The organism is Rhodospirillaceae bacterium (assembly GCA_002746255.1).
Taxonomy (GTDB): domain Bacteria; phylum Pseudomonadota; class Alphaproteobacteria.
Genome location: NVWO01000002.1, coordinates 24368 through 50861 on the forward strand (window position 1 = coordinate 24368; position 26494 = coordinate 50861).

General features: G+C 56.9%; 27 protein-coding genes and 1 tRNA gene. 19 read left to right on the top strand and 9 right to left on the bottom strand.

Going from position 1 to position 26494, the window contains the following annotated elements; translation table 11 throughout:
• Nucleotides 1-29: 29 nt before the first annotated feature.
• On the bottom strand, nt 30-1187 hold the full coding sequence (locus COA65_02040) for a hypothetical protein (GenBank protein PCJ61026.1): 1158 nt from the start codon (nt 1185-1187) through the stop codon (nt 30-32).
• A gap of 10 nt (nt 1188-1197) precedes the next feature.
• Nucleotides 1198-1680, bottom strand: coding sequence for a glycerol-3-phosphate cytidylyltransferase (locus tag COA65_02045; GenBank protein ID PCJ61027.1), 483 nt, complete (start codon nt 1678-1680; stop codon nt 1198-1200).
• Nucleotides 1681-2048: 368 nt separating this feature from the next.
• On the opposite strand from COA65_02045, the gene COA65_02050 reads away from it, so the two are divergent.
• The 8 genes from COA65_02050 to COA65_02085 all read left to right on the top strand — a co-directional run bounded on the left by COA65_02050 (nt 2049) and on the right by COA65_02085 (nt 10381).
• Nucleotides 2049-2771, top strand: coding sequence for a hypothetical protein (locus COA65_02050; protein PCJ61028.1), 723 nt, complete (start codon nt 2049-2051; stop codon nt 2769-2771).
• 125 nt (nt 2772-2896) lie between these two features.
• Nucleotides 2897-4228 (top strand): hypothetical protein, encoded by a 1332-nt coding sequence (locus tag COA65_02055; protein PCJ61029.1) that lies wholly within the window; start codon nt 2897-2899, stop codon nt 4226-4228.
• A 10-nt stretch (nt 4229-4238) separates the two neighbouring features.
• Nucleotides 4239-5405 (top strand): glycosyl transferase family 1, encoded by a 1167-nt coding sequence (locus COA65_02060; GenBank protein ID PCJ61030.1) that lies wholly within the window; start codon nt 4239-4241, stop codon nt 5403-5405.
• 14 nt (nt 5406-5419) lie between these two features.
• Nucleotides 5420-6412: a UDP-glucose 4-epimerase GalE gene (gene galE, locus COA65_02065; GenBank protein PCJ61031.1), complete on the top strand. Its 993-nt coding sequence runs from the start codon at nt 5420-5422 to the stop codon at nt 6410-6412.
• A complete protein-coding gene (locus COA65_02070) occupies nt 6333-7163 on the top strand; it encodes a glycosyltransferase (GenBank protein PCJ61032.1) in 831 nt (276 codons plus the stop codon). Before galE ends, COA65_02070 begins: the two co-directional genes overlap by 80 nt.
• A 4-nt stretch (nt 7164-7167) precedes the next feature.
• Entirely contained in the window at nt 7168-7755 is a 588-nt protein-coding gene (locus COA65_02075; protein ID PCJ61033.1) for a phosphoheptose isomerase, read from the top strand.
• 11 nt (nt 7756-7766) lie between these two features.
• Nucleotides 7767-9251 (top strand): bifunctional heptose 7-phosphate kinase/heptose 1-phosphate adenyltransferase, encoded by a 1485-nt coding sequence (locus COA65_02080; GenBank protein PCJ61034.1) that lies wholly within the window; start codon nt 7767-7769, stop codon nt 9249-9251.
• Nucleotides 9252-9262: 11 nt separating this feature from the next.
• Complete coding sequence (locus COA65_02085) at nt 9263-10381, top strand: hypothetical protein (protein ID PCJ61035.1); 1119 nt, start codon at nt 9263-9265, stop codon at nt 10379-10381.
• Here the strand turns inward: COA65_02085 and COA65_02090 are convergent.
• The 3 genes from COA65_02090 to COA65_02100 all read right to left on the bottom strand — a co-directional run bounded on the left by COA65_02090 (nt 10360) and on the right by COA65_02100 (nt 11208).
• Nucleotides 10360-10560: a hypothetical protein gene (locus COA65_02090; GenBank protein ID PCJ61036.1), complete on the bottom strand. Its 201-nt coding sequence runs from the start codon at nt 10558-10560 to the stop codon at nt 10360-10362. The two genes, COA65_02085 and COA65_02090, sit on opposite strands and share 22 nt — an antisense overlap.
• 69 nt (nt 10561-10629) lie before the next feature.
• Nucleotides 10630-10914, bottom strand: a complete 285-nt coding sequence (locus tag COA65_02095) for a hypothetical protein (protein ID PCJ61037.1) — start codon at nt 10912-10914, stop codon at nt 10630-10632.
• Between the two features lie 72 nt (nt 10915-10986).
• On the bottom strand, nt 10987-11208 hold the full coding sequence (locus COA65_02100; GenBank protein PCJ61038.1) for a hypothetical protein: 222 nt from the start codon (nt 11206-11208) through the stop codon (nt 10987-10989).
• 117 nt (nt 11209-11325) lie between these two features.
• Between COA65_02100 and COA65_02105 the strand changes: the two genes are divergently transcribed.
• On the top strand, nt 11326-11748 hold the full coding sequence (locus COA65_02105; GenBank protein ID PCJ61039.1) for a hypothetical protein: 423 nt from the start codon (nt 11326-11328) through the stop codon (nt 11746-11748).
• Between the two features lie 29 nt (nt 11749-11777).
• On the opposite strand, the gene COA65_02110 is transcribed toward COA65_02105, so the two are convergent.
• The gene (locus tag COA65_02110; protein PCJ61040.1) at nt 11778-13577 is read right to left on the bottom strand and encodes a hypothetical protein; all 1800 of its coding nucleotides are present in this window, start codon (nt 13575-13577) and stop codon (nt 11778-11780) included.
• A 281-nt stretch (nt 13578-13858) separates the two neighbouring features.
• Between COA65_02110 and COA65_02115 the strand changes: the two genes are divergently transcribed.
• The 4 genes from COA65_02115 to COA65_02130 all read left to right on the top strand — a co-directional run bounded on the left by COA65_02115 (nt 13859) and on the right by COA65_02130 (nt 17786).
• Nucleotides 13859-15658, top strand: a complete 1800-nt coding sequence (locus COA65_02115) for a quinonprotein alcohol dehydrogenase (GenBank protein PCJ61041.1) — start codon at nt 13859-13861, stop codon at nt 15656-15658.
• A 107-nt stretch (nt 15659-15765) separates the two neighbouring features.
• On the top strand, nt 15766-16326 hold the full coding sequence (locus COA65_02120; protein ID PCJ61042.1) for a cytochrome C: 561 nt from the start codon (nt 15766-15768) through the stop codon (nt 16324-16326).
• 102 nt (nt 16327-16428) lie between these two features.
• Nucleotides 16429-17064 (top strand): hypothetical protein, encoded by a 636-nt coding sequence (locus COA65_02125; protein PCJ61043.1) that lies wholly within the window; start codon nt 16429-16431, stop codon nt 17062-17064.
• A gap of 293 nt (nt 17065-17357) precedes the next feature.
• Complete coding sequence (locus COA65_02130; GenBank protein PCJ61044.1) at nt 17358-17786, top strand: hypothetical protein; 429 nt, start codon at nt 17358-17360, stop codon at nt 17784-17786.
• A gap of 224 nt (nt 17787-18010) precedes the next feature.
• On the opposite strand, the gene COA65_02135 is transcribed toward COA65_02130, so the two are convergent.
• Together COA65_02135 and COA65_02140 are read right to left on the bottom strand one after the other, a co-directional pair.
• A tRNA-Arg gene (locus COA65_02135) sits at nt 18011-18087 on the bottom strand.
• 137 nt (nt 18088-18224) lie between these two features.
• A complete protein-coding gene (locus COA65_02140) occupies nt 18225-19259 on the bottom strand; it encodes a multidrug ABC transporter ATP-binding protein (protein PCJ61173.1) in 1035 nt (344 codons plus the stop codon).
• Nucleotides 19260-19382: 123 nt separating this feature from the next.
• Here COA65_02140 and COA65_02145 point away from each other — a divergent pair, with 123 nt between their 5' ends.
• Nucleotides 19383-19544, top strand: coding sequence for a zinc-finger domain-containing protein (locus COA65_02145; protein ID PCJ61045.1), 162 nt, complete (start codon nt 19383-19385; stop codon nt 19542-19544).
• A 14-nt stretch (nt 19545-19558) separates the two neighbouring features.
• Nucleotides 19559-22327, top strand: a complete 2769-nt coding sequence (locus COA65_02150; GenBank protein ID PCJ61046.1) for a DNA polymerase I — start codon at nt 19559-19561, stop codon at nt 22325-22327.
• A gap of 71 nt (nt 22328-22398) precedes the next feature.
• Here the strand turns inward: COA65_02150 and COA65_02155 are convergent, their stop codons facing one another.
• Nucleotides 22399-24006 carry a phosphoenolpyruvate carboxykinase (ATP) gene (locus COA65_02155; GenBank protein ID PCJ61047.1) on the bottom strand — a complete coding sequence of 536 codons (1608 nt, stop codon included), beginning with the start codon at nt 24004-24006 and terminating at the stop codon, nt 22399-22401.
• A gap of 380 nt (nt 24007-24386) precedes the next feature.
• On the opposite strand from COA65_02155, the gene COA65_02160 reads away from it, so the two are divergent.
• Genes COA65_02160 through COA65_02175 form a run of 4 tightly spaced genes read left to right on the top strand, consistent with a single transcriptional unit; the run spans nt 24387 to nt 26447 of the window.
• Nucleotides 24387-24818, top strand: a complete 432-nt coding sequence (locus COA65_02160) for a hypothetical protein (GenBank protein PCJ61174.1) — start codon at nt 24387-24389, stop codon at nt 24816-24818.
• Complete coding sequence (locus tag COA65_02165; GenBank protein ID PCJ61048.1) at nt 24815-25720, top strand: RNase adapter RapZ; 906 nt, start codon at nt 24815-24817, stop codon at nt 25718-25720. Before COA65_02160 ends, COA65_02165 begins: the two co-directional genes overlap by 4 nt.
• Nucleotides 25721-25729: 9 nt before the next feature.
• Nucleotides 25730-26140, top strand: coding sequence for a PTS fructose transporter subunit IIA (locus COA65_02170; protein ID PCJ61049.1), 411 nt, complete (start codon nt 25730-25732; stop codon nt 26138-26140).
• Between the two features lie 13 nt (nt 26141-26153).
• Complete coding sequence (locus COA65_02175) at nt 26154-26447, top strand: HPr family phosphocarrier protein (GenBank protein PCJ61050.1); 294 nt, start codon at nt 26154-26156, stop codon at nt 26445-26447.
• Nucleotides 26448-26494: the final 47 nt, after the last annotated feature.

Below are 26494 nucleotides of genomic sequence, written 5' to 3' on the forward strand. Positions count from 1 at the left end.
CTGGCCGTATCGATAGGGTCTGTCTGCGGCTAGTTCTCCATGTCCAACGCTCTTATCAACTCGCAGCAACTGTTTTTATGATCCGCGTGCAGGAGCTTAAGAAGCGAGGGATATAAGTTTTTCTCCCCGATGCGATCCAGATATTTTTTTACGGCTTCGACCAGTTCTTTTTGGCGGACAACCAGGGGAATACCATGTTCCGTCGGATCAAAATCCCAAATCAGTCCCCGGCTTTTTTTGTAGGCAGCCATGTCGGGAAAATGGCACAGGATCGGCCTATCCAAGAGTAGGTAATCAACCAGAACGGACGATATATCCGTAATAAGCATGTCCGACATGGAAAGCAGTTCGTACAACGTTGTTTCCGATTGCCCCAGCCATTCTTCGTCGATCATGCGAATGTTTGACAGGCTTTCTGGGTTAAAATCTGCCTCCAGCCTGGCGGCCATCGGGTGCGGCTTCACAAGAACAATAAGGCCCAGATCTTTGAAGGCGCCGTCCAATGCGTCGATATCCAGATCCGGTAGATTAAAGATATTCTCGGCTTGTCTGCCATCCAGCCTTTTTTCGCCCAAGGCCACTTTCCGGTAGGTTGGCAGCCATATGGCCAATTTTTGGTCGCCACAGATTTTCTTTTTTAAATCTCTATTTTGCGCTTTGAGCAGAATATCGTTTCGGGGCAGCCCAACTTCCAAAATCCTCTCTTCCGGCGTGGCGAAGGCGGTGGAAAGGACTTTTGAAAAGAAGGGCGACGTTGAAATTGTATATGTCGAGAAAGGCATTCTTTGGTTTTTCTCCAGATAGCAGCCAATTTTTTTTATAGGCATTCCATGCCAGACGTTCACTGTAATTTGCTTTTGAACCGGTCGGATCGAGGCAAAGCATCCATGGGTAAAGAAAACGTACTTCGATCTCAAATATGCCCAAATACCCCGCGCGGACAATTTTCTGTATTGCCGCACATGGGCACGGTTTTCCTTTATCCATTTAGGCGTTTTCACAAGCGTATGCGTCAAAATGACGATCTGAAATGCAACGGCGCTTTTCGAAAGCCCGTCTAACAAGCCTCTTGTCATATCGTCATAATCGGGGAACGAATGGATGCAAACCTGATTTGCCCGCTTGGGCACTATGAAATTCAGTGCTTGGAAGATTCCTTTTAGGCAGGAGGGGCCAATACGAAGCATCGCAAGATCGCTATTTTAAATCGGCAAGAAGCCGGTGAAGAATTTCATATTGAATCGCCAGTTCTTTGGGGCTCAATTTATGGATTGATTCCAGGGCGTGCTTTACATCGGTTGATGATACGCAGGCGGTTCTTGGAAGGTATCGGACCTCGCAATACGCTTCCAGATCATCAAATTTCCCGCGCCAATCATCGCCCATGGCAAAAATATCGACGCCATATTTTTTGATGTCATCAACTTTTTGCGACCAGCTGCTTTCCGCAATGACAAGGTCGACGCACGATAATGACTCGATGATTTCGGCCCTTTGGGGAAAGGGGACAATCGTTCGCTTTCCCTTTACCGCATTGAATTCATCCGTGGAAACGCCGACGATCAATCGATCGCCAAGATCTTTCAACCGCTTAAACAACCGAAGATGCCCAACATGAAACAGATCGTAGGTTCCATAGGTAAGGACCGTTTTATGTTGGGCGGCTTTTCGTTTGTTCAATGCTGCAATGGCCCCTGTCCAATGTTCTCCAGATGATCTTTGGACCGAATGCAATCCTATCCAATTTGAAGAATTTACACAATGATAGGGGGATATCTATTCGGCTTCTGAAGCGGGCTGGATATAAGGGCTGACGGCATCTGCCGTTGTTCCGGTCGGTTTTTTGGGGGAAGGTTTCTGTGGGCGGCTTCATCTGGAAGCGGAGGATTCGAACCGTATTTCGAAATTCTATCGCTGCGCTATGATAGTGACTGGGGCGATGCAAAGTATGGGCTATCAGGACTGCCTGCTCTCTTCATTGGAGCCGGAATAAGGAAACGTTCCCCTCATGGGGTGGGCGAGGGATTTATGCAGAAATTGGATGTTCCATGCGTGTGCTGAATCTGGGCTGTGGCTCGAAGACCTCCAGTCGATGCATTAACATCGACTGGTCTCCCTATCTTCGGGTAAAGAAAAATAAGCTTTTACGTGTGCTCGTTGCACCATTCCTTAATGAGGAGCGGCGGCATCGCCTGATCATGCTATCGGACAACGTAATGGCTTGGAATCTGAGAAAAGGTATCCCTTTTCCAGATGAAAGCGTCGATGCAGTTTATCATTCGCATATTCTTGAACATATCGATCGCAAGGATGTCGCTTCCTTTCAAAAAGAAATTTATCGTGTGCTGAAATCGGGCGGCACGCAGAGAATTTGTGTGCCGAATTTAGAAGCGCTCGCGCGGGATTATCTCAGCAGCTTGGAGCGTTGTAGAGTGGACGAAACGGCGCTCGATCACCATGATAATTGTATTGCAGAGATGATTGAGCAGTGCGTTCGGCGAGAGCCCTTTGGAACGCAGCATCAACCGCCCGTGCGGCGATATTTGGAAAACCTGATCTTGGGCGACGCGCGCAAGCGTGGAGAGACGCATCAATGGATGTATGATGAATGCAATTTAAAATTTATCCTAAGGCAGGCCGGGTTTCATGGCATTGCCATTCGCCGTTTCAACGAAAGCAATATTCCAGATTGGCAATCTTTTGGCCTTGAGGTGGATGAAGAAGGCAACGAGTATAAGCCGGGATCTTTATACGTTGACTGTATGAAGTAGAATAGAGTCGTGAGGTTGGATCATTGCAACGAAGGGCCGGGATGCCAAGGCAATGATTGCAGGCTTGGCGCGGGCGCTCCATTTGCGGGTGTCGTCACAACGTTGCTGTTCGGAAGGAGGCAGTCTTGACTCTCGCAAACGCTCGAGACCGGCTGGCTCTTTTCATCCTCGCCTGTTATCTGATCCTGAATTACGGCGTCATGATCTTGCGTGTGCCGCCGGGAATTGGGGCGCCGTTCGGCGAGCTGTTGCTGCTGGGCTATCTTCTATGGCTTGCCGATGTGCGATTTTTACCGCGCTTTTCACGTACAATCATGCTGCTGCCTTTTCTTGTTTGGTGGGGGCTCGGGTTTGGACAGCTCTTCATCAACCTTCCAGAGCATGGAATGTGGGCGTTTCGCGACGCGACCCATATGATCGAATCCCTTTTCCTGTGGGTTGGCTTTGTCTTTGCGGCCAGGGAAGCAAATATTGAGCGGTTCTTCCGGTGGCTTCCAACGCTGCTTGCAATCGGCGTTGTTTTCGGCCTGACTTATCCTTTCAGGGACTTTTTCCAAAGTCTTTCGCCGGCGATCATTTCACCCTCTGGAAACGATGTTACAATCTTCTTCCAGTACATAAACACGTCGGTGATGGTATTGATGGCCGCGGCCTATCTGATGATTGTCCGGCCCAAAACATTTGTTGTTGGGCCTTTGTTGCTGGCACCTCTGCTTCTGGCCTATGCCGTCGCCTTTTTTCAGGCGCGCACGGTCTACCTTCAGGTGATCGCGATGCTGTTGCTGTTCGCGTGGCAATATCGTGGCTCTTTCGTAAAGATGTCGTCCTCACTGGTTGTGGGCATGGTGGCCTTTCTCATTGTTTCTGCGTTTGGCATTCAGCTTACCGGCCGTCTCGGTGGTGCCATCTCCTTTGACTTCGTGATTGCGCATTTTGGTACGATCATGGGGGAAGGCAGCGGCGAATTTGCGGGGGCGGCCGGGGGCGTAGATCTCCGCATTGGATGGTGGATCGATATCTGGCAGCGGGTCACGTCCAGTTTGGATAGCTTGCTCTTTGGTCTTGGCTATGGCGAGCCGCTGGTCGATTTCGTCAACCGGGAAGGCTCGGTCGTTCGCGAGCCGCATAATTCCTATATTTCAATTTTTGCTCGCACAGGACTCTTTGGTCTTTTTGCCTTTATCTGGATGCACGCGGTTTTACTGACCGTCTGGTTTCGCGCCATGCGCCTTTGCCGGCGGGCGAAATACCGCGTTGGTCAGGAGAGGCTCCTGGTGCTTTTTGTCTTTTTCCTGCTGGTGTGGATTTTTGGCATTGGGGAAGATGCGTTCGAGAAGCCCTTTAATACGATCCCCTATTATTTTTTCTGGGGCATCGTTCTGCATTATTCCTTATATTTACGCGCGAAGTTGAAAGCGCCTCTGGTTACCAGGCGTCCACTTCGCAGCCGCATTTAAGGCCAGGCCCATGCGCGTTCTTCTCGTCCATAATTTTTACCGCCACGCGGGTGGCGAAGACGCCGTGTTCGGACACGAAGGCGAATTGCTGGCTACCCATGGTCATGACGTTCGGGAGTTTACGATTGCGAATGATGCCATTGCGGGGCCGCTTGGGGCTTTTCGTACCGCCCTGGCGGTGCCCTATTCGGTGCGTGCTCGCGGGCATATGGCGCGTGCGTTGGCGGAACACGCGCCGGACCTCGTTCACGTTCATAATTTCTTTCCGCTGCTGACGCCGTCCATTTTCGATGCCTGCCGGGCCGCGCGCGTCGCCTCGGTGATGACACTGCACAATTACCGGCTGATCTGTCCGGCGGCGACCCTGTATCGTGGCGGCCGGATTTGCGAGGAATGCGTGACGGGCTCGCCCTATCGCGCCGTTTTGCACGGATGCTATCGCGGCTCGCGCTCCGGATCCCTTGCCGTTGCGCGCATGGTCGCCCGCCATCGCAGGCGTGGCACCTGGGCAACCCGGCCCGATCGCTTCATTGCGCTGACTGAATTCGCCAGACGCAAATTCATCGAAGGCGGTCTGCCGGGCGCGCATATACGGGTGAAGGCAAACTTTCTTCCCGACAATCGCGCGGCTGGTGAACATGTTGCGGCGCGGTGCGGCGGCCTTTTTGTCGGGCGTCTTAGCCCGGAGAAGGGCATTGGTACACTGCTTGACGCCTGGCAGGGTCTGGACGTCCCGTTGCGGGTGATTGGCGAGGGGCCGCTTCTGGAAGAGGCGCGCCGTCGCAAGGGTCCGGCGGTCACGGTGTCTGGCGCGGTGGCGAAAGAAGACGTTGCGGCGGCAATGGCGCGCGCCGCTTTTCTCGTCCTGCCATCGCAATGGTACGAAGGCTTTCCGATGGTGTTGGTGGAAGCCTTTCGGGCCGGGCTTCCGGTGATCGCATCAAAACTGGGCGCGATGGCGGAAATCGTGGAGGATGGAAAAACCGGCCTGCATTTTGAACCGGGGGACGCGTCGGATCTGGCGGCGAAAGTGCGCTTCGCCGTGGCCAATCCGGACGCGATGCGCGCCATGGGCGTAAATGCCCGAAAGATCTATGCGGAAAACTACACGGCGGACGTAAACTATACGCGCCTGATGGAAATTTATGACGAGGCGCGCCGCGTGAAGCGGACATAAAAGAGGCGTTACAAATGCGCATATTGGTCACCGGGGGTGCCGGCTATATCGGCAGCCACACGGTTTTGGAACTTGCAGGCGCCGGTCACGATCTGGTCGTCGTCGATAATCTTTCGGCGGGCCATGCCTGGGCGGTGCTTGCCGGCAAGCTGGTGATCGCGGATTTGGCCGATGACATGGCGATGGAGGCGCTTTTTAAAGAACATGCCTTCGATGCCGTCGTCCATTTCGCCGCCCATATCGAGGTTGCCGAATCGGTTGCCGATCCGCTGAAATATTACCGAAACAACACGCGGAACACGCTGGCGCTGCTGGAACGCTGCCTCCGCTTCGGCGTCAAATCGTTCGTCTTTTCCTCGACGGCGGCGGTTTATGGCATGCCTTCGAACCCGGTGGTTTCCGAGGAAGATGCCCTGCTTCCCATCAATCCTTATGGCGCATCGAAAATGATGAGCGAGCGTGTGTTGCAGGACGCGAGCCATGCGTCAGATTTGCGTTACGTCATCCTGCGCTATTTCAACGCCGCTGGGGCCGATTCAGGTGCCAGGATCGGCGAAGCCCACGACCCGGAAAGCCACCTTATTCCCATCGCTGTGCAGACGGCCCTCGGCCGCCGTCCAAAAATAAAAATTTTTGGTACCGATCACACAACACCGGATGGCACTTGTGTGCGTGATTACATTCACGTCTCGGATCTGGCGGCAGCGCATCGGGCCGCCCTAGACCATCTGGGCGCAGGGGGTGCGTCGCTGGTTCTCAATTGCGGCTATGGCCATGGGGCAAGTGTGCGTGAGGTCATCGCGATGGTAAAGCAGGTGTCCGGTATCGATTTCTGCGTTGAGGAAGGCCCCCGGCGTGCGGGCGATCCGCCGGAACTGGTGGCCGATGCGTCACGCATTCGCACGGCCCTCGACTGGAAACCGCAATATGACGATTTGCAGTTCATCGTCGAGACGGCCTTTAACTGGGAACGCACCTATCGGGACGGCGGCGCTGGACATGCCTGAAAAGGGTGCCGTGATTGGCGCACCGGTGACGGTGGGTGACGTTGATGCCGCGGCGGCAACGATCCTTGCCGCAGCCGAGGCGGGCAAGGGCGGCTATGTCTGCGTCGCGAATGTGCACATGGTGACGACGGCAAAAAAGGACCCGGGCCTGCTGGCGGCCATGGAAGGCGCGCTTTGGGTAACCAGCGACGGCATGCCGCTTGTCTGGGCGCTGCGGCGTCACGGCCATGAAAAGGCGCGCCGGGTAGCAGGCCCGGATCTGATGCGGCATTTGCTGCAAAAAGCGGAGACGGCGCGTGTGCCAGTCTATTTTTTCGGTGGCAATGTGGCGACCGTTGCTGCCTTGAAGGCCGCATTGGAAACGCAGTTTCCAGCCCTTGTTCTGGCTGGAATCGAGGCACCACCGCTGCTGCCCCTTGCGCCAGAGGTGGATTCCGGGACGGTTGCGCGCATCAATGGCACAGGTGCCCGCCTTGTCTTTGTGGGCCTTGGCTGTCCAAAACAGGAATACTGGATGGCGGCGTACGCGCCGCATCTTACGGGCGTGCAGATCGGCGTCGGCGCGGCGTTTGATTTTTTTGCCGGCACGCTTGTACGCGCGCCGCGCTGGATGCAGGCGGCCGGCCTTGAATGGCTGTTTCGGTTATGGGCGGAGCCACGGCGTCTCTGGCGGCGCTATTTGGTCACAAACAGCCAATTTATCTGGTACGTTCTCGCTTCATGGTTGCTATCAAAGACGGGACGCGTTTGAGCCGATGACGAAAGACCCGCTTCAGACCTTCTTTGACGGCGAATTCGCCGAACACGCCGCCGTCGCCACGGCGACGGAACGGGCGCTTTACGCGCCCTTTCAACGTCTTCTTGAAACTTCAGCGGCGGCCATCCGCGATGGTGGCAAGCTGCTCTTCTTCGGTAATGGCGGCAGCGCTTCCGATGCCCAGCATCTGGCAACGGAACTGACCGTTCGTTTTTCAGAAAACCGCAAGGCGATTGCTGCGATTGCGCTGACGGCGGACACGTCGACCCTGACGGCAATCGGCAACGATTTCGGCTTTGATGCGCTTTTCGCCCGCCAGGTAGAGGCGCTTGGCCGGCCGGGTGATGTGGCCATCGGCATCAGCACCTCCGGTCAAAGTCCGAACGTTCTTCTTGGGCTGAAACAGGCCCGCAAAATGGGTCTTGTCGCCGCAGCGTTTGGGGGCAAAGACGGCGGCCGGCTGAACGAATATGCCGACCCGCTTTTGATTGTGCCCAGCGATCGCACGTCGCGCATTCAGGAAATGCATATTATGCTTGGCCACATGTTTTGTGCGGCGCTGGAGCAGGAACTCGGCCTCGTCTAGGAGGGCGTCAGATGAAGAAGAAAACGGGCGCGGCCCCAGATCCATCCGCATTCGTAGCCGAAGTAGAATCCTTTCATGATGCGCGCGTAATCTGCGTTGGCGACGTCATGCTGGACCGCTTCGTCTATGGGGATGTGGAACGCGTTTCACCGGAAGCCCCCATTCCGGTTCTTTGCATTCGCCGGGAAACGACGGTTCTTGGCGGTGCGGGAAACGTGCTTCGGAATCTCATCGCCTATGGGGCCAAGCCGCGCTTCTTTGCGGTCGTCGGCAAGGATGCGGCGGGTAGTGAATTGCGCGAGCTTGTTCACGCGTCGGGTGCTGGCAATGACGGCATCTTTATCGAGGACGGCGGCCAGACGACGGTCAAGAATCGTTTTATTGCAGCAAGCCAGCAACTTCTGCGGGCCGATCTGGAGGCACCGACCGCCCTTGACGAGGTCATGCGCAGCAAACTTCTAAGCGGCATAGAAGACGCCCTTCAGGCAGCGGATATGCTGCTGCTTTCGGATTATGGAAAGGGTCTGCTGGCTGGCGACATGGTGCCGCGCATTCTCGACATGGCCAGGCAGGCGAAGGTGCCGACCATCGTTGATCCAAAAGGGTTTGACTATTCACGCTATCGCGGGTCAACGCTGCTGACGCCTAATTTGCGCGAACTTCACGAAGCCACGCGGATGCCGGTTGCAACGGATGGGGACGTGGTTACGGCAGCGGAAAGCCTGCTGAAGACGGTTGCGGTCGATGCCGTCCTGGTCACGCGAAGTGCCAGCGGCATGACGTTGGTGACGAAGGAAAAAGAGATCACGCATCTGTCAGCCCGCGCGCAGGAAGTCTTTGATGTTTCCGGGGCCGGTGACACGGTTGTTGCAACCCTTGCCACCGCCCTTGCCGGCGGCGCGACCCTTGCGGATGCCGCCTATCTCGCAAATATTGCGGCCGGCATTGTCGTTGGCAAGGTGGGCACCGCCGTTGTGCGTCCGGACGACCTGATTGCGGCCCTGCATGAACGCGACCTGCTTGCCAATGCGGACAACTGCGTTTCACTGGAACATGCGAACGAGGCGGTTGAGCGCTGGCGCCGACAGGGCTTGCGCATCGGGTTTACAAATGGCTGTTTTGACCTGCTGCATCCCGGGCATGTGTCGCTGCTGCGTCAGGCGAAGGCCGCCTGCGACCGGTTGGTCATCGGTTTGAACAGCGATGCTTCCGTTGCGCGCCTTAAAGGCCCTGACCGCCCGGTGCAGGCGGAGATGGCCCGGGCGACGGTGTTGGGCTCCCTTGCCGATGTGGATCTGGTTGTTCTGTTTGCGGAAGATACCCCGGTCCGGCTTTTAAAGGCGCTTCGTCCGGACGTGCTTGTGAAGGGGGCGGATTACCGGGTGGATGAAGTGGTCGGCGCGGATTTTGTGAAGAGCTATGGCGGCAAAATTCTGCTGGCCGATCTCACGCCCGGGCATAGCACGACGTCTACCATCACCCGGATCTCGAAATAAGGGAAAGCGGCGTGCCGCCACCGAAGCAATCTTCGGAATCATCGTCGGACACCGGAGACGCGGTGCGTCTCTATCATCTTGCCGGGCAGCAGCAAAAGGCTGGCCGGGTCGCGCAGGCAATCTCGCTTTACCGTGAACTTCTTCGCATGGCACCGCGGCATCTTGCGGCTATGGCGGCGCTGGCAATCCTGCTGGAGGGCCAGGGCAGCAAGGAAGAAGCGCGCGTCCTTGGCCGCCGCCGCACAGGGCTTGAGGCGCAGAATGCGTACGCAATCGGAAAGGCGCTGGCAAGGGAAGGTCAACATGCGCGCGCCGTGCCTTTCTTCGAACGCGCAATTGGGTTGAAGCCGGATTATCTGAAAGCCACTTGGCGGCTTGGCGAAGCGTTCAGCCACCTAAAGCGGACGCCGGAGGCGCTTCGCTGTTATCGACGCTGCCTGGAATTAAGCCCGGACGATGTTGAATTGCACTTCATGATTGCCGCCCTTGGGGGCGAGAACGCGCCCGCCTGTGCGCCGGAAGCCTATGTGCGGAGTTATTTTGACAATTATGCCGAAAGTTTTGACGAGCATCTTTGCGAAAGTCTGGATTATCGCGGGCCGGAAATTCTCTTTGCCCATGCCCGGCGCTTCCTTGGCCAGGGGCGGGCCCGCTTCGACATTCTCGACATTGGTTGTGGGACGGGCCTTGCCGGTCAAAAATTTCACGGCCTTGCGCGCAGCCTGACGGGTGTCGATCTTTCCCCGGGAATGATTGCGCAGGCAAAAGCGCGCAGCCTTTACGACGCCCTTCACATTGCCGAGGCGGTGATGTTTTTGGCCGAGGCCCCCGCAGGCCGGTACGACCTTCTGATAGCCTGTGATTCGCTCGTCTATATCGGCGATCTTGAACCCCTGATTGCTGCCGCCGTCCAGGCGTTGCGGCCAGGCGGGTTTTTCGTCCTCTCCCTTGAAAAGGGCCGTGCGCCGGGCTTTGTTTTGCAGACATCCGGCCGCTATGCGCATCATCCGGATTATTTGTCGGGGCTGGTTGCGGACCGGTTTCGCATTCGCGCTGCGGACGAGGCGGTCCTGCGGCGTGAATTTGGCGCGCCCGTCGTCGAACGGGTTTATGTGCTTGAAAGGCTATGACGGCACGAGCCTTCTAGGCTGTTGATTTTAAACAGGAAAATGTAAATTTTTTTGATCAGGTTTTCCTGATTATTGAAATCGGCTAGGATAAGGCCCATATTTTCAAGATAAGGCATGGGTCCATGCTGGCCTTGATAAAGGGCGGAAGCATTTGGGCCAGGGAAGGGTGTGATGAGCAAAGCGTCGAGACCGAAAATGGTTAGCCGCCGCAAGGCGCTGGCCCGGCTTGGACTGGGTGCCGCCGCTGTTTATACGGTGCCGGTGCTGCTGCATCTTGATGGCAGCGCCATGGCGAAGATCAAACCTTCTCCCTGCGGCAAAGGAAAAGGAAAGGGGCATTGTCCGAGTGGACCGTCGCGGCCTTCCGGACCCTCTGGGCCTTCCGGGCCTTCGCGGCCTTCCAGACCCTCTGGGCCTTCGCGGCCTTCCAGACCCTCTGGGCCTTCGCGGCCATCTGGGCCTTCGCGACCGTCATAGGTTTCAAGGCCTTTCCGTTGACCCTCATGGGCCGGTAAGAATTCATGCGGCTTCATTTCGAAGGCATTCCTCGTCCCGTTTCTTTTCAGGGATGCGATGACCTTCTTCCCTTTCTGAACCCACCGATTTCAGCCTGGCCCCATGCGGTCGAGGAAGCTGCTGTCGGGGAAGCCGAGGCGTCCAAGCCGATCCTGACCCTTGCCCGGACGGCGGCAGGGTATCGCGTTTCGTCCTGCGTTCATGACGTCACGTCCTATGATTATGCGGATGCCTATGAGGCCGTCGCGGGGTTTTTTTCCGAACTCTACATTGCGTTCATTGCCGCCAACCCAGGCCTTCTTTGTATTCATGCGGCAGCTCTACGTTTTAAAAGTGGCCTGTTCGTCTTTCCAGCCAGCGGCAAGGCTGGCAAAAGCACGCTGGCGGTCCATGGGGCGGCGGCGGGGGCTGTTCTTTTTACCGACGATGTGCTGCCCATTCGCGACGACGAGGGGCTTGGTCTTTCTTTGGGCGTCGCGCCCAGGCTTCGTCTGCCGCTGCCCGCAAATGTGACGGCGGATTTTCGCGCCTTTCTCAAGGATCGGTCTGTCTTGGAAAATGATTACGGACAATTCGTCGGCCTGAAATCCGGTGAAATCGCCAGCTTTGGTTCGGTGGCGCCGATTGCAGCCATCGTGTTGCTTGATCGCATCGAACACGGCACGCCTGCTCTCGAGAAAACAGGAAAAAGTGAGGTTCTCCGCGACCTCATGAAGCGAAATTTTACACAAGGCATTGATGCCGAGGCGAAAGTCCGACGCCTTTTGCAAATTGCAAAATCGGGCATCTGTTACCGGCTGCGCTATGTGACCTGTGATTCAGGCCTTGCGCTTTTGCGCGAAATTTCCTGAAGCGGCGCGCGCGTGACGGGTCGTGTCCGTTACCCGGCGGCCAGTTTCAGGGAAATATACCGGCAATCGTGCTGTGCCAGAACTTGACAGGCTTCGCCGGTTTGCACCCGTCGCGGTGCCGCTTCAAGGTAGATTGCCTGGCGCCAGTGGGTGTCGTCTTCGCGCGGCTTTGTTTCAAGGGTGATGGTGTCCGTCAGGTTCAGCCGGAACCACAGAAGCACGGCGTGGCAAACGCCGTCCGCCGTAACGGGGATCGCAATTTCCTTTGCTTCGGGTTTTTGGGTGGCATCCAGAAAATCGAAGGAAAAGACCTCGACCGAATCAGAAAGCATTTTATGTGGATAGGCGTTGATGCGTTTTGTCAGATATTCGGCGCTTGCAAATTCGTTGAAAAGCCGCATGTCGAACCCGCAGGCTTCGCTTGTGCGGTCTTCTTCAAAAAGACGCTCGCTTTCGACCAGCATCGCATAGACGGTGCCGCCTTTTGGAAGGATGGTCGCATTTGGTTTTAGAAGATTTGCGCGTGCATGCGCGATGACTTGCAGGATGCCTTCGCCAAGAAAACCGGCGTTTAGCAATTCCGTCACCAGCACATCGGCACGTTCCGGCAGGTCGTCGCCGATTTTTAAGTTGTAGGAATGTTTCGGCAGGATCGTTATGCGTTCGGCAAGGTCGTTTTTATGGACGATGCGGCCCGCCATTTTTGCAATCGGTTCGACGGTTTCACACGCCGTGACATGCGACGCCCCGGCGCGTGCGGCCATCATCGACAGCAGGCCCGCCCCGGCGCCGATGTCGAGAACGGTGGTGTCGTTTGAAACGCATTCCCGGATTGCCTGATCGTAGGCTTCGTTGCGCGCGCGATCGTTCATCATGGCAAAATGCCAGCGCGGCACCTGGCGTTGCTGGGCCTCGGAAAGGCCGGCGCGGGCATTTTCAAGATCGGGGTTCAGGGAAAGCGCCTTCTTGAAGGCGTCTGCCGAAGCCTCAATGCGTCCCGTCGCCAAATAGGCATTGCCCAGATTGTAATGGGCTTCGGCAAATCCGGGGTGCAGCCGGACGGCCTGCTCAAAATGCGGGATGGCGTCTTCGACGTTGCCTTCCGCCTTGCGGATGTTGCCAAGATTGTTATGCCCCTCGGCAAAGTCGGGATTGGTGCGCAGCGCGTTTTCGATATGCCGGGCGGCGCCTTCGATATCGCCCTCGTTCCGCAGAATGGTGGCAAGATTGTTTGCGGCCTCGGGAAAATCGTGGCGGATCTCCAGCGCTTTTTCAAGGGCGGCCTTGGCACCGGCAATGTCATTTTGAATGCGGAGCGTGTCGCCAAGGTTGTAATGGGCTTCCGCATAATCGGGGTGTTTTGCAACCGCTTCGCGAAGCTGGCTGATGGCTTTTTCCATGTTGCCATCGGCGCGATAGGCGACGCCGAGGCTGATCTGTGCTTCGGCAAAATCGGGACGCAGCGAAAGGGCGCTTTGAAAACGCGCGATCGCCGCCGCCGTCTTTCCCTGGGCCAGCAGGATATCGGCAAGGTTGTAGAGGGTGTCCGGTGAGGATGGGACTTGTTCGAGTGCGCGTTCAAGAAGTTCACGGGCTTCCTCGCTGGCGCCGCATTGGTGGCGGAGAACGCCAAGAAGATGCAGCGCGTCCGTATGATCCGGCTGCTGGCGCAGCACGTTTCGATAGATGGCTTCCGCGCGTTCGAATTCGCCGCGTTGGTGCAGGCGAAGGGCATCGTCCAGGCGGCGCTCTGAAGTGGCGTCCCCCTGGGGCTGGCCCTCGCGGTGTCGCGATCTGTGGGCCTGGCGGCGGCGTTGTTGTCGGTTCATCTTGTCCCTCGCTTGGATATGGCCGGACCAGCGCCTTTTGGCGGCTGTGAGGGCCAGGGCGAGTGTGGGCCAGCACGCGGCCTCGCTTCAACTGAAAAATGCACCGCCGAAATGTGGTTGAATGGGCAGGAGGGCGGCTGAATTCCAGCGGCCCTGTGGTCTGGAAAATAGGGTTGGCAGCCAATTAAGAAGGCGGCATCATGGGGAGCCCGCCGAAGCGGCGGCAACCGTCGATAAAAACGGTCGGCGGGAAAAAATCATGAAAACGATGGGGAGCATCCATGAAATCTAAGAAAAGTGCAAAGAGCTGGCCCTGGCTTCTGGCGGTTGCGGGGGTTGTTCTGCTGGCGGTCGTGCTCTTCGTCGAAAGCGGTGAGCAGAACGTCGCCATCGCGCAGGTGACAAACGAACGGCTCATGAACACCTACAAAGAGCCGGAGAACTGGATCACCCATCATGGCAATTACAACGCCCATCGTTTTTCCGGCCTTGACGAAATCACCAGCAAGAATGTCAGCAAACTTCAGGTGACCGGTACGGTCGCCCTTGGGGGAATCGAGGCGGGCGGCATCTGGCCTTTTGCAGGGTATGAGGGCACGCCCCTTGTTGAAGACGGCTATCTGTACCTGCCCGATGGCTGGGGCACCGTCTACAAATATGACGTTCGTGAGGGCGTCCCTAAACTGGTCTGGAAATACGATCCGGAAATTGATCGCGACTGGGCGGGGAATGTCACCTGCTGTGGCGTGAACAATCGTGGCGTCGCACTCTGGAAAGACAAGGTTGTTTCCCACGTTCTCGATGGCCGTTTGCTGGTTCTCGATAAGGAGACCGGCGAGCTTCTATGGGAGCGGACGGTTGCCGACCCCGACGATTCCGAAACGATTACGGGCGCACCGCTGATCGTCCGGGACTTGGCGATTACCGGGGTTGCCGGTGGCGAATACGGCATTCGTGGCTGGCTGGCGGCGACGAATTTGAATAGTGGCAAGGAAATCTGGCGCACCTACACCGTCCCGGCGCCGGGCGAACCGGGCCATGAAACCTGGAAGGACGACCACGAAGCCTGGAAGACCGGCGGCGGGCCGACCTGGGTCACGGGGTCCTATGACGCCGAGTTGAATCTCATTTATTGGGGTGTCGGCAATCCTGGCCCCGATTGGGACAATGCCTATCGTCCCGGCGACAATTTATATACGGAAAGTGTGCTGGCTCTGGACGCGACAACCGGCGAGATCAAGTGGCACTTCCAGTACACGCCAAACGATCCCTATGACTATGACTCGGTTTCCGAACATATCCTGGTGGATCTTGAAAACGCCAAGGGTGCGTCGAAGCTGGCCTTCCATGCCAACCGCAACGGTTATCTCTATGCGCTGGATCGTACGAACGGGAAGTTTCAATGGGCGACCCAGTTTGTCAAAAAAGTAACCTGGACGAAGGGCCTGGACCCCAAAACGGGCCGGCCAAATTCCTATGACCCCGATGTTGACGTTCAGAAATACGAGCCCGGCACGGCGCCAACGCGTGAGGACAAAACGGGCCGCACCTGCCCGGGCAACATGGGCGGCAAAAACTGGCCGCCGATGGCGTACAACCCCGATCGCAAGGTCGTCTACATCCCGGTGATTGAAAGCTGCAACCAGATCGACAATCAGCCGGTTGAACCCGGCAGTCGGAAGGTTCGCGACTGGTTCACCGGCGGCGGGCCTTCGCAGTTTCAGCCAATCACCGGCAGCGTGACGGCCATTGATGTGACGACCGGCAAGGTTGTTGCCAAGCAGGAAACGAAATACCCGATGCTGGGTGGCGTTCTGGCGACGGCGGGCGACCTTGTCTTTGTCGGCTATCCGGAAGGGGCTTTTGTGGCCCTTGACGGAAAAACCCTGAAAGAGCTGTGGCGGTTTGAAACCGGCGCCGGCATTAATGCGCCACCCATTACCTATGAAGTGGCCGGTAAGCAATATGTTGCCGTGGCCGTTGGCCTTGGCGGTGCGTGGCCAAAATGGTTTATCGATGGCACGAAGGGGTTGGAGGACATCAACCCTGGGAGCATGCTTTTTATCTTTGCCCTGCAATAAAGGGTCAAAGCGTTCAGGGGGGAAAGGATGCCCTGTCAGCGATGGCAGGGCATCCTTTGCTCTTCCAGCGGGTTTGAACCCGCTATTTTTAAAAGGAATGTGACCCGATGAATTTCCGCAATTTTTTCCCCTCGCTTGCCGCCGTTTTTCTGGCCTTTGGGGTCTTGGGTCTGTTTTGGTTCGGAAATAATTCCGAGGCAAGTTCCGCCCCCGAGGCCGCATCGGCGAAACCGGCGGCAGCCCCGGCGGACAGCGGCGCCACCTCCGATCTTGCCCTAGGGAAGAAAATCTACAAAAAAGCGAATTGCATCGGCTGTCACAAATGGCATGGCGATGGCGGCGGCGGGTATGGCGGCGCGGCGCTCTCGCTTCGCGAGACGTTTCTAGACCAGGAACAACTGGTCGAGGTTATTGCTTGTGGACGGCCGACGACCGGCATGCCGGCTTTCCACCGCAAGGCGTATAAAACATACAATTGCTATGACATGACAATGGACGACCTTGGCGAGGACAAACCGCCGAAACCGGTGAAGCGCCTACGCGACGCCGACATTGCCCGGGTCGCGGCCTATGTTTTTGCAAAAATCAAAGGCCAGGGCGACATGACAAAAGCCCAATGCACCGATTTCTGGGGCGATGGTGCCCGCGAGTGCAACCGCTTTAAGTAAAGGCTGGTTGGTGCATAGCAGGGCCGCACGGGGTGGGCTGCTGTACAAGGTGTTGGCTTCGGAACAGTTGGAGGCCGCATGATAAACGGGGGAACAGGTTTTATGGACTGGGTTTATCAGCATGAAACCCTGACAGCCGGTTTGGCGGCACTCCTTGCGGCTTTGTTCACTATTATTGCGTTGGTTTGCCAAATTAGGCAATCGGACCGTCATAACAAGGACCGGCGCAGCAGAAAATTTGAATCGGCGCGTGCAATATTGCCATTGGCTCTGAACCGCCTGGTTGATTATGCCGAGCACGCGCTAGATTTTTCCCTGATTGGTCAAGACAAGTTCGACAAGTCTGAAACGTATGAGGATGCTTTTCCACAGCTTCCTGATGATGTTGTTCCCGTTTTGCGGGAAGTCATTGAATATGCTGACGACGATAAAGTCGGGCATGCCCTGCGCGATCTGATTTCAGATGTTCAGGTGCATCACGCGAGAATGCTTAATTTGCCGAGGCAGGAGGTAACGGTAGAGGCAACTGGCCGCCATTGCATCAATATGCCAAGAAGGTATGAGCGGGCGATTTGGGACGCCGTTTGCTTTTTTATTCACGCTTCGAAGCTCTTCGATTATGCGCGTTCTAGAACGGATGCGCTGCCGGAAAAACCGACGGATGAAGAGGTTCGCGCGCGGATGGTAATTTTAGACATTCCGATTCCAGCCGGTTACACCGAGGCTGAGCGGCCATAATTTTACAGCATGCTTTGATCTATTCTGCCGCCGCCTGCTTGGTCTTTCGCTGCACGAGGCGTTGGAACCGGCCGCGGATATGAGGGAGGTTGCGTGACCATCAAACGCCGCACAATAGTTTATCCCGGCCTTCAGATTGAATAGCGGTGAGTATCAACTTCATAATCGCCGTCACGGATGACGATTGGTTTGAGATGCTGCGGAGGCTGGAGCATAGCGTAAACCATAGATACTGGATGGCAATAGTGGCCAAGTTCTAACTTAAAAACTGAGCCTCTTAATGTGGGCAGGTCATGTGTAGGGACTTCATAAATAAGATGTATATAAAAATGCTTCTTAGATATTTGATTATTTTTGCGGTTTTGCCGATGCTATCCGGTTGTTTGAGCCACCCAAACTTGGCTGGGCCTCGCGGAAACGCACACCTTACGGCGGTTTCTTTGAAAGAGCAGAGAGAAGCGCGACTTACAGTAAAAGTTTATCAACAAATCCCTGATGCGGCTTTTGATGTGCGGGATATTCAAGTCCAGAGGTGTCATCAATATCTGGGTGATGATGCTCCTTCCGATGAGACACTTACCGATGATCTAATTCTCGCCGCTTATACTCATGGCCTAGATGGAGTGAGTGAGATCCATTTCGAAAAAAAAGGCGGTTTATTGCAAAACTGCTGGTATGTGAAAAGAGCAATTGCAAAAAGTTTCCGTATTAAGGCGGAATAGATGCTGTCACTGAGTTTTCCCATGTACCGGCTGTGGCGAGACAGGAACTGGAGCGGGCGGAGTCAGGCCGCCTTGAACTGCCGACGCGCTTTCTTCCCGATCAGATCTTTCTGGAAAGGCACCGGCAGGCTTTTTTTGAGAAAGCGTAAGACATCGGATAGGCAAAGCCTGCTTGTCGGTGGTGATTGAAGCTGCGCTGACAAAAGGCCGCTTTAAGTAAAAACTGGTGCACCCGGCGAGATTCGAACTCACGACCTCTGCCTTCGGAGGGCAGCGCTCTATCCAGCTGAGCTACGGGTGCCATGCCTGACCTGTCGGGTCGGGCCAGAAAACCTACTCCAAAGCCGCCGCCGCCGCAAACGCCGCGCAAATTGCGCTCGCGCGCGAAATCGGTGGGGAAAATCAGGGTGCGAGGCCCCGAAAACGGCTTCTTTTTTTTCAGGCCCCGGCGACCGTTCCGGCAGCTGTTTCGGCGGACGGTTTCTGGTCGGGCGTCCGTCGCGTCAATTGCAGGAAAAGGTCCTGGAGGTCGCTTTCGCGTGTTGTTAAATCGGCCACCGTTAGCCCCGCTTCGCGCACGGCGCTCAGGATATCGCCAATGCTGGTTTTGCTGGTTCGAAACGCAAAATGCAGGCACCGGGGCGGTTGCAGGGTGGCGCGAAAGCGCAGCAACGTTTCCGGCACCGCGTGCAGGTCTTCGGCCACGGTGACCACCATTTCCCGTTTGTCCATCCGGCGCAGCAGATTTTCCGTCCGGTCGCAGGCGACAAGGCGGCCATGGTTGACGATGGCGATCTGTTCGCAAAGCTGTTCGGCTTCTTCCAGATAATGGGTCGTCAGCAGGATCGTCGTGCCCTTTGCATTTAATTCGCGGAGCAGGTTCCAGAGCTGCTGGCGGAGTTCGACATCGACGCCGGCGGTCGGTTCGTCCAGAACCAGGATGGGCGGGTTGTGCACCATCGCCTTGGCGATCAACAGGCGGCGCTGCATGCCGCCGGAAAGCGTGCGCGCATACGCGTCCGCCTTGTCTTCAAGGTGCAGGGCGCGCAGGATTTCGTCCGTGTGCCGCGCCCGCCGGGGCACGCCGTAAAACCCGGCCTGAACTTCCAGCGCCTGATGCGGGGTCAGAAAGGGGTCGATGTTCAATTCCTGGGGCACGACGCCGATGGCGGCGCGGGTCCGCCGTGACTCGCCGTCGATGTCATAGCCCCAGATGTTTACCGTGCCCGCGGTTTTGATGGCTAGGCCGGCAAGGATGTTGATCAGGGTCGATTTTCCGGCCCCATTGGGTCCCAGCAGGCCAAAGAAGCTGCCGCGCGGGATCGTCAGATCAAAATCTTCAAGGGCGCACACGCCACCGCGATAGACTTTCTTCAGGCTCCGGATTTCGATGGCGTTTTCAGTGGCGTTTTCACGCGGCGGTGCGGCCGCAGATTCGACGCTGGTTGCGGATTTTTTATGGGTTTTGTTCATTTTGCCGGAATTGAAAGGACGGACGGTTGATTGGGCGCTTCCAATCGCTATCATCCGTCGAAAGGCTCGCAAGAGCAAGGTTTGCTGGCTTAAGGCTGGCTGGATAAAAGAAAGCATGCGCGTATGGAAGACGAAACGATTGTTGTAACGACGCCGAGCATTGCCTGCGATGGCGGCGATGGGGCCGCTGGCCACCCGCGTGTTTTTCTTGATGTGAAGAAGCGCGGCGAAATTGCCTGTCCCTATTGTTCGCGCTATTTTGTTCTGGAAAAGAAAAACAGCTAGAAAGGCGCAGCACCTTGGGCGCCGTTCCAAAACATTTTTTTCTTGTCGATGGCTCGGGGTTTATCTTCCGCGCCTATCACGCGTTGCCGCCGCTAACCCGGTCGGACGGTACGCCGGTCGGTGCCGTCTATGGCTTCATCCAGATGTTGATGAAGCTGATTGATGATACGGATGCTGATCACATCGCCATTGTTTTTGATTCAGGCCGCATCACCTTTCGCAACGACATTTACCCGGAATACAAAGCCAACCGGTCGGAAACGCCGGAAGATCTGATCCCGCAATTTGCCTTGATCCGCGAGGCGACGGCGGCGTTCGGCCTGGCATCTGTCGAATTGCAGGGGTTCGAAGCGGATGATTTGATTGCGACTTACGCACGCGCTGCCGCGCGCGACGGCGCGGAAGTAACCATCGTGTCTTCGGACAAGGACCTGATGCAGCTTGTCGACGCCAACATCACGATGTTCGATGCGATGCGCAATCGTCGCATTGGCCCAAAAGAAGTGAAAGAAAAATTCGGCGTCGCGCCCGATCGCGTGGTTGAGGTTCAGGCGCTGGCGGGGGATAGCAGCGACAACGTGCCGGGAGTTCCGGGGATCGGCATCAAGACGGCGGCCGAACTTATTTTGAAATATGGGGACGTTGAAAACCTGCTGGCCCATGCCGACGAGATTAAACAGCCGGTCCGGCGCGAACGCTTAAAAGCGAATGCCGAGATGGCGCGACTTTCGCATCGGCTGGTTCAGCTTCGCGACGACGTAGCCGTTCCGGCCCCCATCGCATCGTTCAAAGTCCGTGCGCCGGACCCGTCGAAGCTGTTGGAATTCTTAAGGTTTCAGGGCTTTAAGACCCTGGCCGCGCGGGTGGAAAGCCGCCTGGCCGTGGGCGATGGCCCAGGCCCCGGCGCGCCGGTTTCGCCGCAAGAAACGCCCCATGCTTACGAGCTTGTCCAGACGGCGCCGCGATTGCAGGCCTGGCTTGATGAAATCAGCGAAGCGGGCGTCGTCGCCTTTGATACGGAAACGACAAGCCTAAACGCCATGGCGGCGGAACTTGTCGGCTTTTCCCTGTCCGTTGCATCGGGCAAGGCCTGCTATGTCCCCCTTGCCCATTGTCGGTCGGATGCGGGCACGCTGGCCCTTGATGCGCCATCAGAAGAAAATTTTTCCCAGATCGATTTTGACGAGGCCATGGCTTTGCTAAAGCCGATGCTTGAGAACGAACATGTCCTGAAAATCGGCCAGAATCTGAAATACGACATGGTGGTGATGGCGCGCCATGGCATTTCCATCGCCCCCTTTGACGACACGATGCTGATGTCCTACGTCCTTGAGGGCGGCCTGCATGGCCATGGCATGGACGAACTGGCGCGCCTGCATCTGGGGATCGAGACGATCACGTACAAAGACGTTGTTGGCAGCGGCAAAAAGAAGCTTCGCTTTGATGCGGTGCCCCTTGCACCGGCCTGCGAATACGCCGCCGAAGACGCCGACGTGACGGGCCGGCTTTACCGCTTTCTAAAGCCCAGGCTGGCCCCGGCCCATGTCACAACGGTCTATGAAACGATCGAACGTCCCCTTGTGCCGGTCCTTGTTGCGATGGAACGCGTCGGTATTCTTCTCGACAAGGCGCAATTGCGAAAATTAAGCGCCGATTTCGCGGGCCGTATGGCTGCGCTGGAAGCAAAAATTCATGAGGCGGCCGGCCACCCGTTCAACGTCGCGTCGCCAAAGCAGCTTGGTGAAGTGCTGTTCGAGGAAATGGGTTTTGCGGGTGGCAAGAAGGGCAAGGCGGGGGCCTATGGCACCGGCGCGGACGTGCTGGATCGTCTGGCGGCTGAGGGCCATGGGTTTCCGGAACTTGTTCTGGAATGGCGGCAACTGGCCAAGCTGAAAAGCACCTATACCGACAGCCTGGCCGAGCAGATCAACCCCGAAACGGGCCGCGTGCATACGTCCTTTGCGATGGCGGTAACGTCAACGGGAAGGCTGTCTTCGTCGGACCCGAATTTGCAGAACATTCCCATTCGCACGGAAGAAGGCCGCAAAATCCGCAAGGCCTTCATTGCCAAAAAAGGAATGCGGCTTCTTTCCGCCGATTATTCACAGATTGAGCTGCGCCTGCTTGCGGAAATGGCAAACATCACGGCCCTGCGCGAGGCGTTTCAGGATGGGGTCGATGTGCACGCCCTGACCGCCTCCCAGGTCTTCGGCGTGCCGGTTGAAGGCATGGATCCGATGATCCGCCGCCAGGCAAAGGCGATCAATTTCGGCATCATTTATGGCATCAGCCCCTTTGGGTTGGCCCGCCAGCTTGGCATCGCCCAGGGGGAGGCGACGGCCTATATCGAAGCCTATTTCGCGCGCTACCCAGGCATTCGCGCCTATATGGAAGAAACAAAGGAATTTGCGCGGAGCCACGGCTTTGTCGAAACGCTTTTCGGGCGGCGCTGTTACGTCCCCGGCATTAAGGACAAGAACCCGGCGCGGCGCAATTTTTCCGAACGCGCGGCGATCAATGCGCCCCTTCAGGGGTCCGCCGCCGATTTAATCAAGCGGGCGATGATCCGCCTGGGCCCCGCACTTCAGGCCGCGTCGCTTTCCGCGCGCATGCTGTTGCAGGTCCATGATGAACTTATTTTAGAAGTACCCGAGGCTGAGGCCGAGGAAACGGCGCGCCTCGTCGCCGATGTAATGGAAACGGCGGCGGCGCCTGCCGTGACGATTTCCGTGCCGATTGTTGTTGAAACAAATTTTGCTTTGAACTGGGCCGAGGCCCATTAAAAAGCCGGCCCCAGGGGGGCCGGCTTTTCTTTCCGTCGCCTTCCGAAAAACCGTGAAAGACGGTTTGTTTTTTAGGCCGCGCGGATCGAGGCGGCTTTTACCTTGTCGTCCACATGTTCTTCGAACTGCTTGAAATTTTTCTCGAAACGTTGGGTCAGGTCGCGGGCCGTCGTGTCATAGTCCTGCTTGTCTGCCCAAGTATCCCGTGGATTTAGAACGCCATCGGGGACGTCCGGGCAGCTTTCCGGTACGGCCATGCCGAAGTTTGGATCCGTGGTCATGGGGGCTTTCGCCAGCCGGCCATCCAGGGCGGCATGAACCATGGCGCGCGTGTGCCCGATTGCCATCCGTTTGCCGACGCCATAGACGCCGCCGCTCCAGCCTGTGTTGACAAGCCAGCAATCGACCTTGTGTTTCGCGATCTTTTCGCGCAGCAACTCGGCGTAAACGGTCGGTTGGCGCGGCATGAAGGGCGCTCCGAAGCAGGCCGAGAAGGTGGCCTGAGGTTCGGCCCCGACGCCCTTTTCCGTGCCGGCGACGCGTGCCGTATAGCCGGACAGAAAATGATACATCGCCTGTTCCGGTGAAAGACGGCTGATTGGGGGCAACACCCCAAAGGCGTCCGCCGTCAGCATGATGATTGTTTTTGGATGCTTGCCGGTGCCCGTCTCGCTGGCATTGGGGATGAAGTCGATGGGGTAGGAGGCGCGCGTGTTTTCCGTCAGCGTCGCGTCGTCCAGGTCCAGGATCCGGCTGCCTTCGTTGAAGACAACGTTTTCCAGAATCGTGCCGAAACGCTGGGTGGTGGCAAAAATTTCCGGCTCGGCTTCCTGGCTCAGGCGAATGACTTTCGCATAGCAGCCGCCCTCGAAATTAAAAACGCCATTGTCCCCCCAGCCATGCTCGTCATCGCCGATAAGCGTGCGCGACGCATCTGCGGACAGGGTCGTCTTGCCGGTTCCGGAAAGGCCGAAGAAGATCGCTGAATCGCCTTCGGGCCCGATATTTGCTGAACAGTGCATCGGCAGGACGCCGCGTTCCGGCAGCAGATAGTTCAGGATGCTGAAGACGGATTTTTTGATTTCACCGGCATAGCTTGAACCGCCGATAAGGATCAGGCGTTTCGAGAAATCGACAACAACAAAAACGTCCGAATTCGTCCCATCGATCTCCGGCATGGCCTGAAAAGAGGGCGCGTGCAGGATGGTAAATTGCGGTGTGAAATTGCGTAGCGCATCCTCGGTCGGCTGAATAAACATGTTGCGAGCGAAAAGGTTGTGCCATGCCGTCTCCGTGACGACGCGCACATGCAACTGGAAGGTGGGGTCGGCCCCGGCATAACAATCCTGAACAAAGAGTTCGCGGCCCTCGAAATAGGCAAGCATGCGTGCATAGAGACCGTCGAATTGTGCCGGTTTCATAGGCCGGTTGACATTGCCCCAGTTGATGTTGGCTTCGCTTCCCGGTTCTTTCGTGAAGAACTTGTCGTTCGGCGAGCGGCCCGTATGGATGCCGGTGTGCGCGATAAACGCGCCGCCATGACCAAGATGGCCTTCGCCGCGCCGGATGGCCTCTTCGTAAAGCGAAGCGGTCGTGTGGTTCCAATGGGCGGTTGAAACGTTCCGGATGCCATGCTTCTCAAGTCCATGGCTGCTTTGTACGGGGCCAGTTTGCTGCAAGGTTTTGTCCTCTTTGGCGGGTGTTTCTTTTGGAAGGTGCTGTTACCGTTCGGGGGCTTTTTCGGCTACATGCGACCCCCCTCTCCAATGCCGTGTATCATGCCGGAAGCAGTCATTCTAATCAAATTGACAACCCTGCTGAAAAGCAACCTTTTTTGTGGCATTTGGGAGGGAGCCTCCCGGATTTTTGGTGGTTTGCCACGGGCTTTCATGGGCCGCTGGGTTCCGGCGGGTCTCCGGCACAGATCAGGTTCGTGCGCCGGCGACCCTGGGCTTGCGGGTTTTCCACAATCCTGCGATCCTCCCGGTGTCTTCAAGCCCCTTTTGAGGCCGCCGATTTGCCGTCAGGCAAAAAAAGATCGGCGAGGGTTCACCGCCGAATGCTCCAGGTTCACGGTACCAGCATCGTTTGGAAGGGCGCGGCCCTTCTTTTGCGCGGCCCGTCGGGCAGCGGCAAATCCGATCTGGCCTTGCGCCTGGTCGAGGCCGGAGGCGCGCTGATTGCTGACGATCGGACCATCCTTGAAATTCAGGCGGGGCGGCTTATCGCGTCCGCCCCGCCGCCGATTTCCGGCCTGCTCGAAATTCGCGGCATTGGCATTGTCAAGGTGGCAAGCGCCCGGCCAGCCGTACTCGAACTGGTTGTGGATCTTGTGCGGCCCGAGGCGGTCGTGCGCATGCCGGAAAAAGCGTGCTGCGTCTATCTGGGGATAACGCTGCCGCAGGTTTTCATTGCGCCCTTTGAGGGTTCGGCGGTGGTGAAACTGCGTTACGCAATCGAAGCAGCCCGCAACGACGGTCGTGCGGCGTGACGGCGCACAGGAAAAAAACGGCGGCCGCCTCGGATCGGCGCGTTCTTCTGGTCACCGGCCTTTCCGGTGCCGGTCACACGACGTCGCTTCGTGCGCTGGAGGATTTTGGCTTTGAAGCAATCGACAATTTGCCGCTTTCGCTTCTCCGGCATCTTCTGCATTCCCCGGATAGTTTTGTGCGCCCCCTGGCCATTGGGGTGGACATTCGCACGCGGGATTTCGAAGCTGCAAACCTGTTGGAGGAAATCGAATCGCTGGGTGCGTTCGATGGGTTTGATCTACAGCTTCTTTTCCTCGACTGTGACGACGACGTGTTGTTGCGTCGCTTTACGGAAACGCGTCGGCGGCATCCGCTGGGCGGCGATCGGCCGGTGCTGGACGAAATTACCCATGAGCGTCAGTTGCTTGCCCCCATCCGTGAGCGTGCGGATATTGCCATTGATACGACGCGGCTTTCGCCTCGGGAACTTTGCCGGCAGTTGAAAGAAATCTTTGTTGACGGCACCACGCACAAATTGCGGCTTTTTGTCACGTCTTTTGCCTACGCAAACGGACTTCCCCGTGAGGCGGACCTGGTGTTCGACGTTCGTTTTCTGGCCAATCCCCATTATGTGCCTGCGTTGCGACCGCTTAGCGGCTGTGATAGGGAGGTTGGGGAATGCATTGCAAAAGATCCGGGTTTTGATTTGTTCTTCGATGGGATGACGGCCATGCTGGCCATGTTGCTTCCCCGCTTCGAAGAAGAAGGAAAAAATTATCTGACGATTGCGATCGGCTGCACAGGTGGCCGGCACCGTTCGGTTTTTGTCGCCGAAAAACTTTATGCATGGTTGTCGAAGGAAGGCCGGAAAGTATCCCTTCGGCATCGGGATCTCGGTGTTTTGCCGGCGGAATTTTCTTAAGAGGGCCAGATGATAGGACTCGTACTCGTAACCCATGGTTGCCTGGCGGATGAATTTGCCAAAGCGCTTGAGCATATTGTCGGGCCGCAAAAGCAGCTTCAAACCGTTTGCATTCATCCGGAAGATGATATGGAAAAACGCCGTGAGGAAATCCTGGCGCGCGTTGCGGACGTTGACACGGGCGATGGTGTCGTTGTTTTGACGGACATGTTTGGTGGCACGCCGTCAAACCTGGCCATCTCGACCATGGATCACGCCGGCGCTGAAGTGATTGCCGGGTTGAACCTGCCGATGCTGATCAAGCTTGCGAGCGTTCGTGCAAAAACCGACGTTGTGACGGCAGTGGCGGCGGCACAGGACGCGGGCCGCAAATACATCAACGTTGCTTCGCATTTTCTCGCCGAAGAAGAAAACACCTAGCGGAGCGAAGCCAGTGGGGCGGGAAACCGAATCAGGGGATGGCCTGTGTCAACATCTCCGGATCCAGAATGAGCGCGGCCTGCATGCCAGGGCGGCGGCGAAATTTGTTCGCTGCGTGGCGCGCTTCGAAGCGGAAATTGTCGTCGCCTGTCGGGGGAATAGCGTTTCCGGGCTTTCGATCATGGGCTTGTTGACCCTTGCGGCCAGTCGCGGCACATGGATCGAGGTCAAGGCTTCTGGCCAGGAGGCGGCGGCGGCGCTGGCGGCGCTGGCGGCGCTGGTGCGGGATAAATTTGAGGAAAGCTGACGCATGCCGGGGCGTTCGCCCCTTGATTGCCGTGTAAAAATACTGCT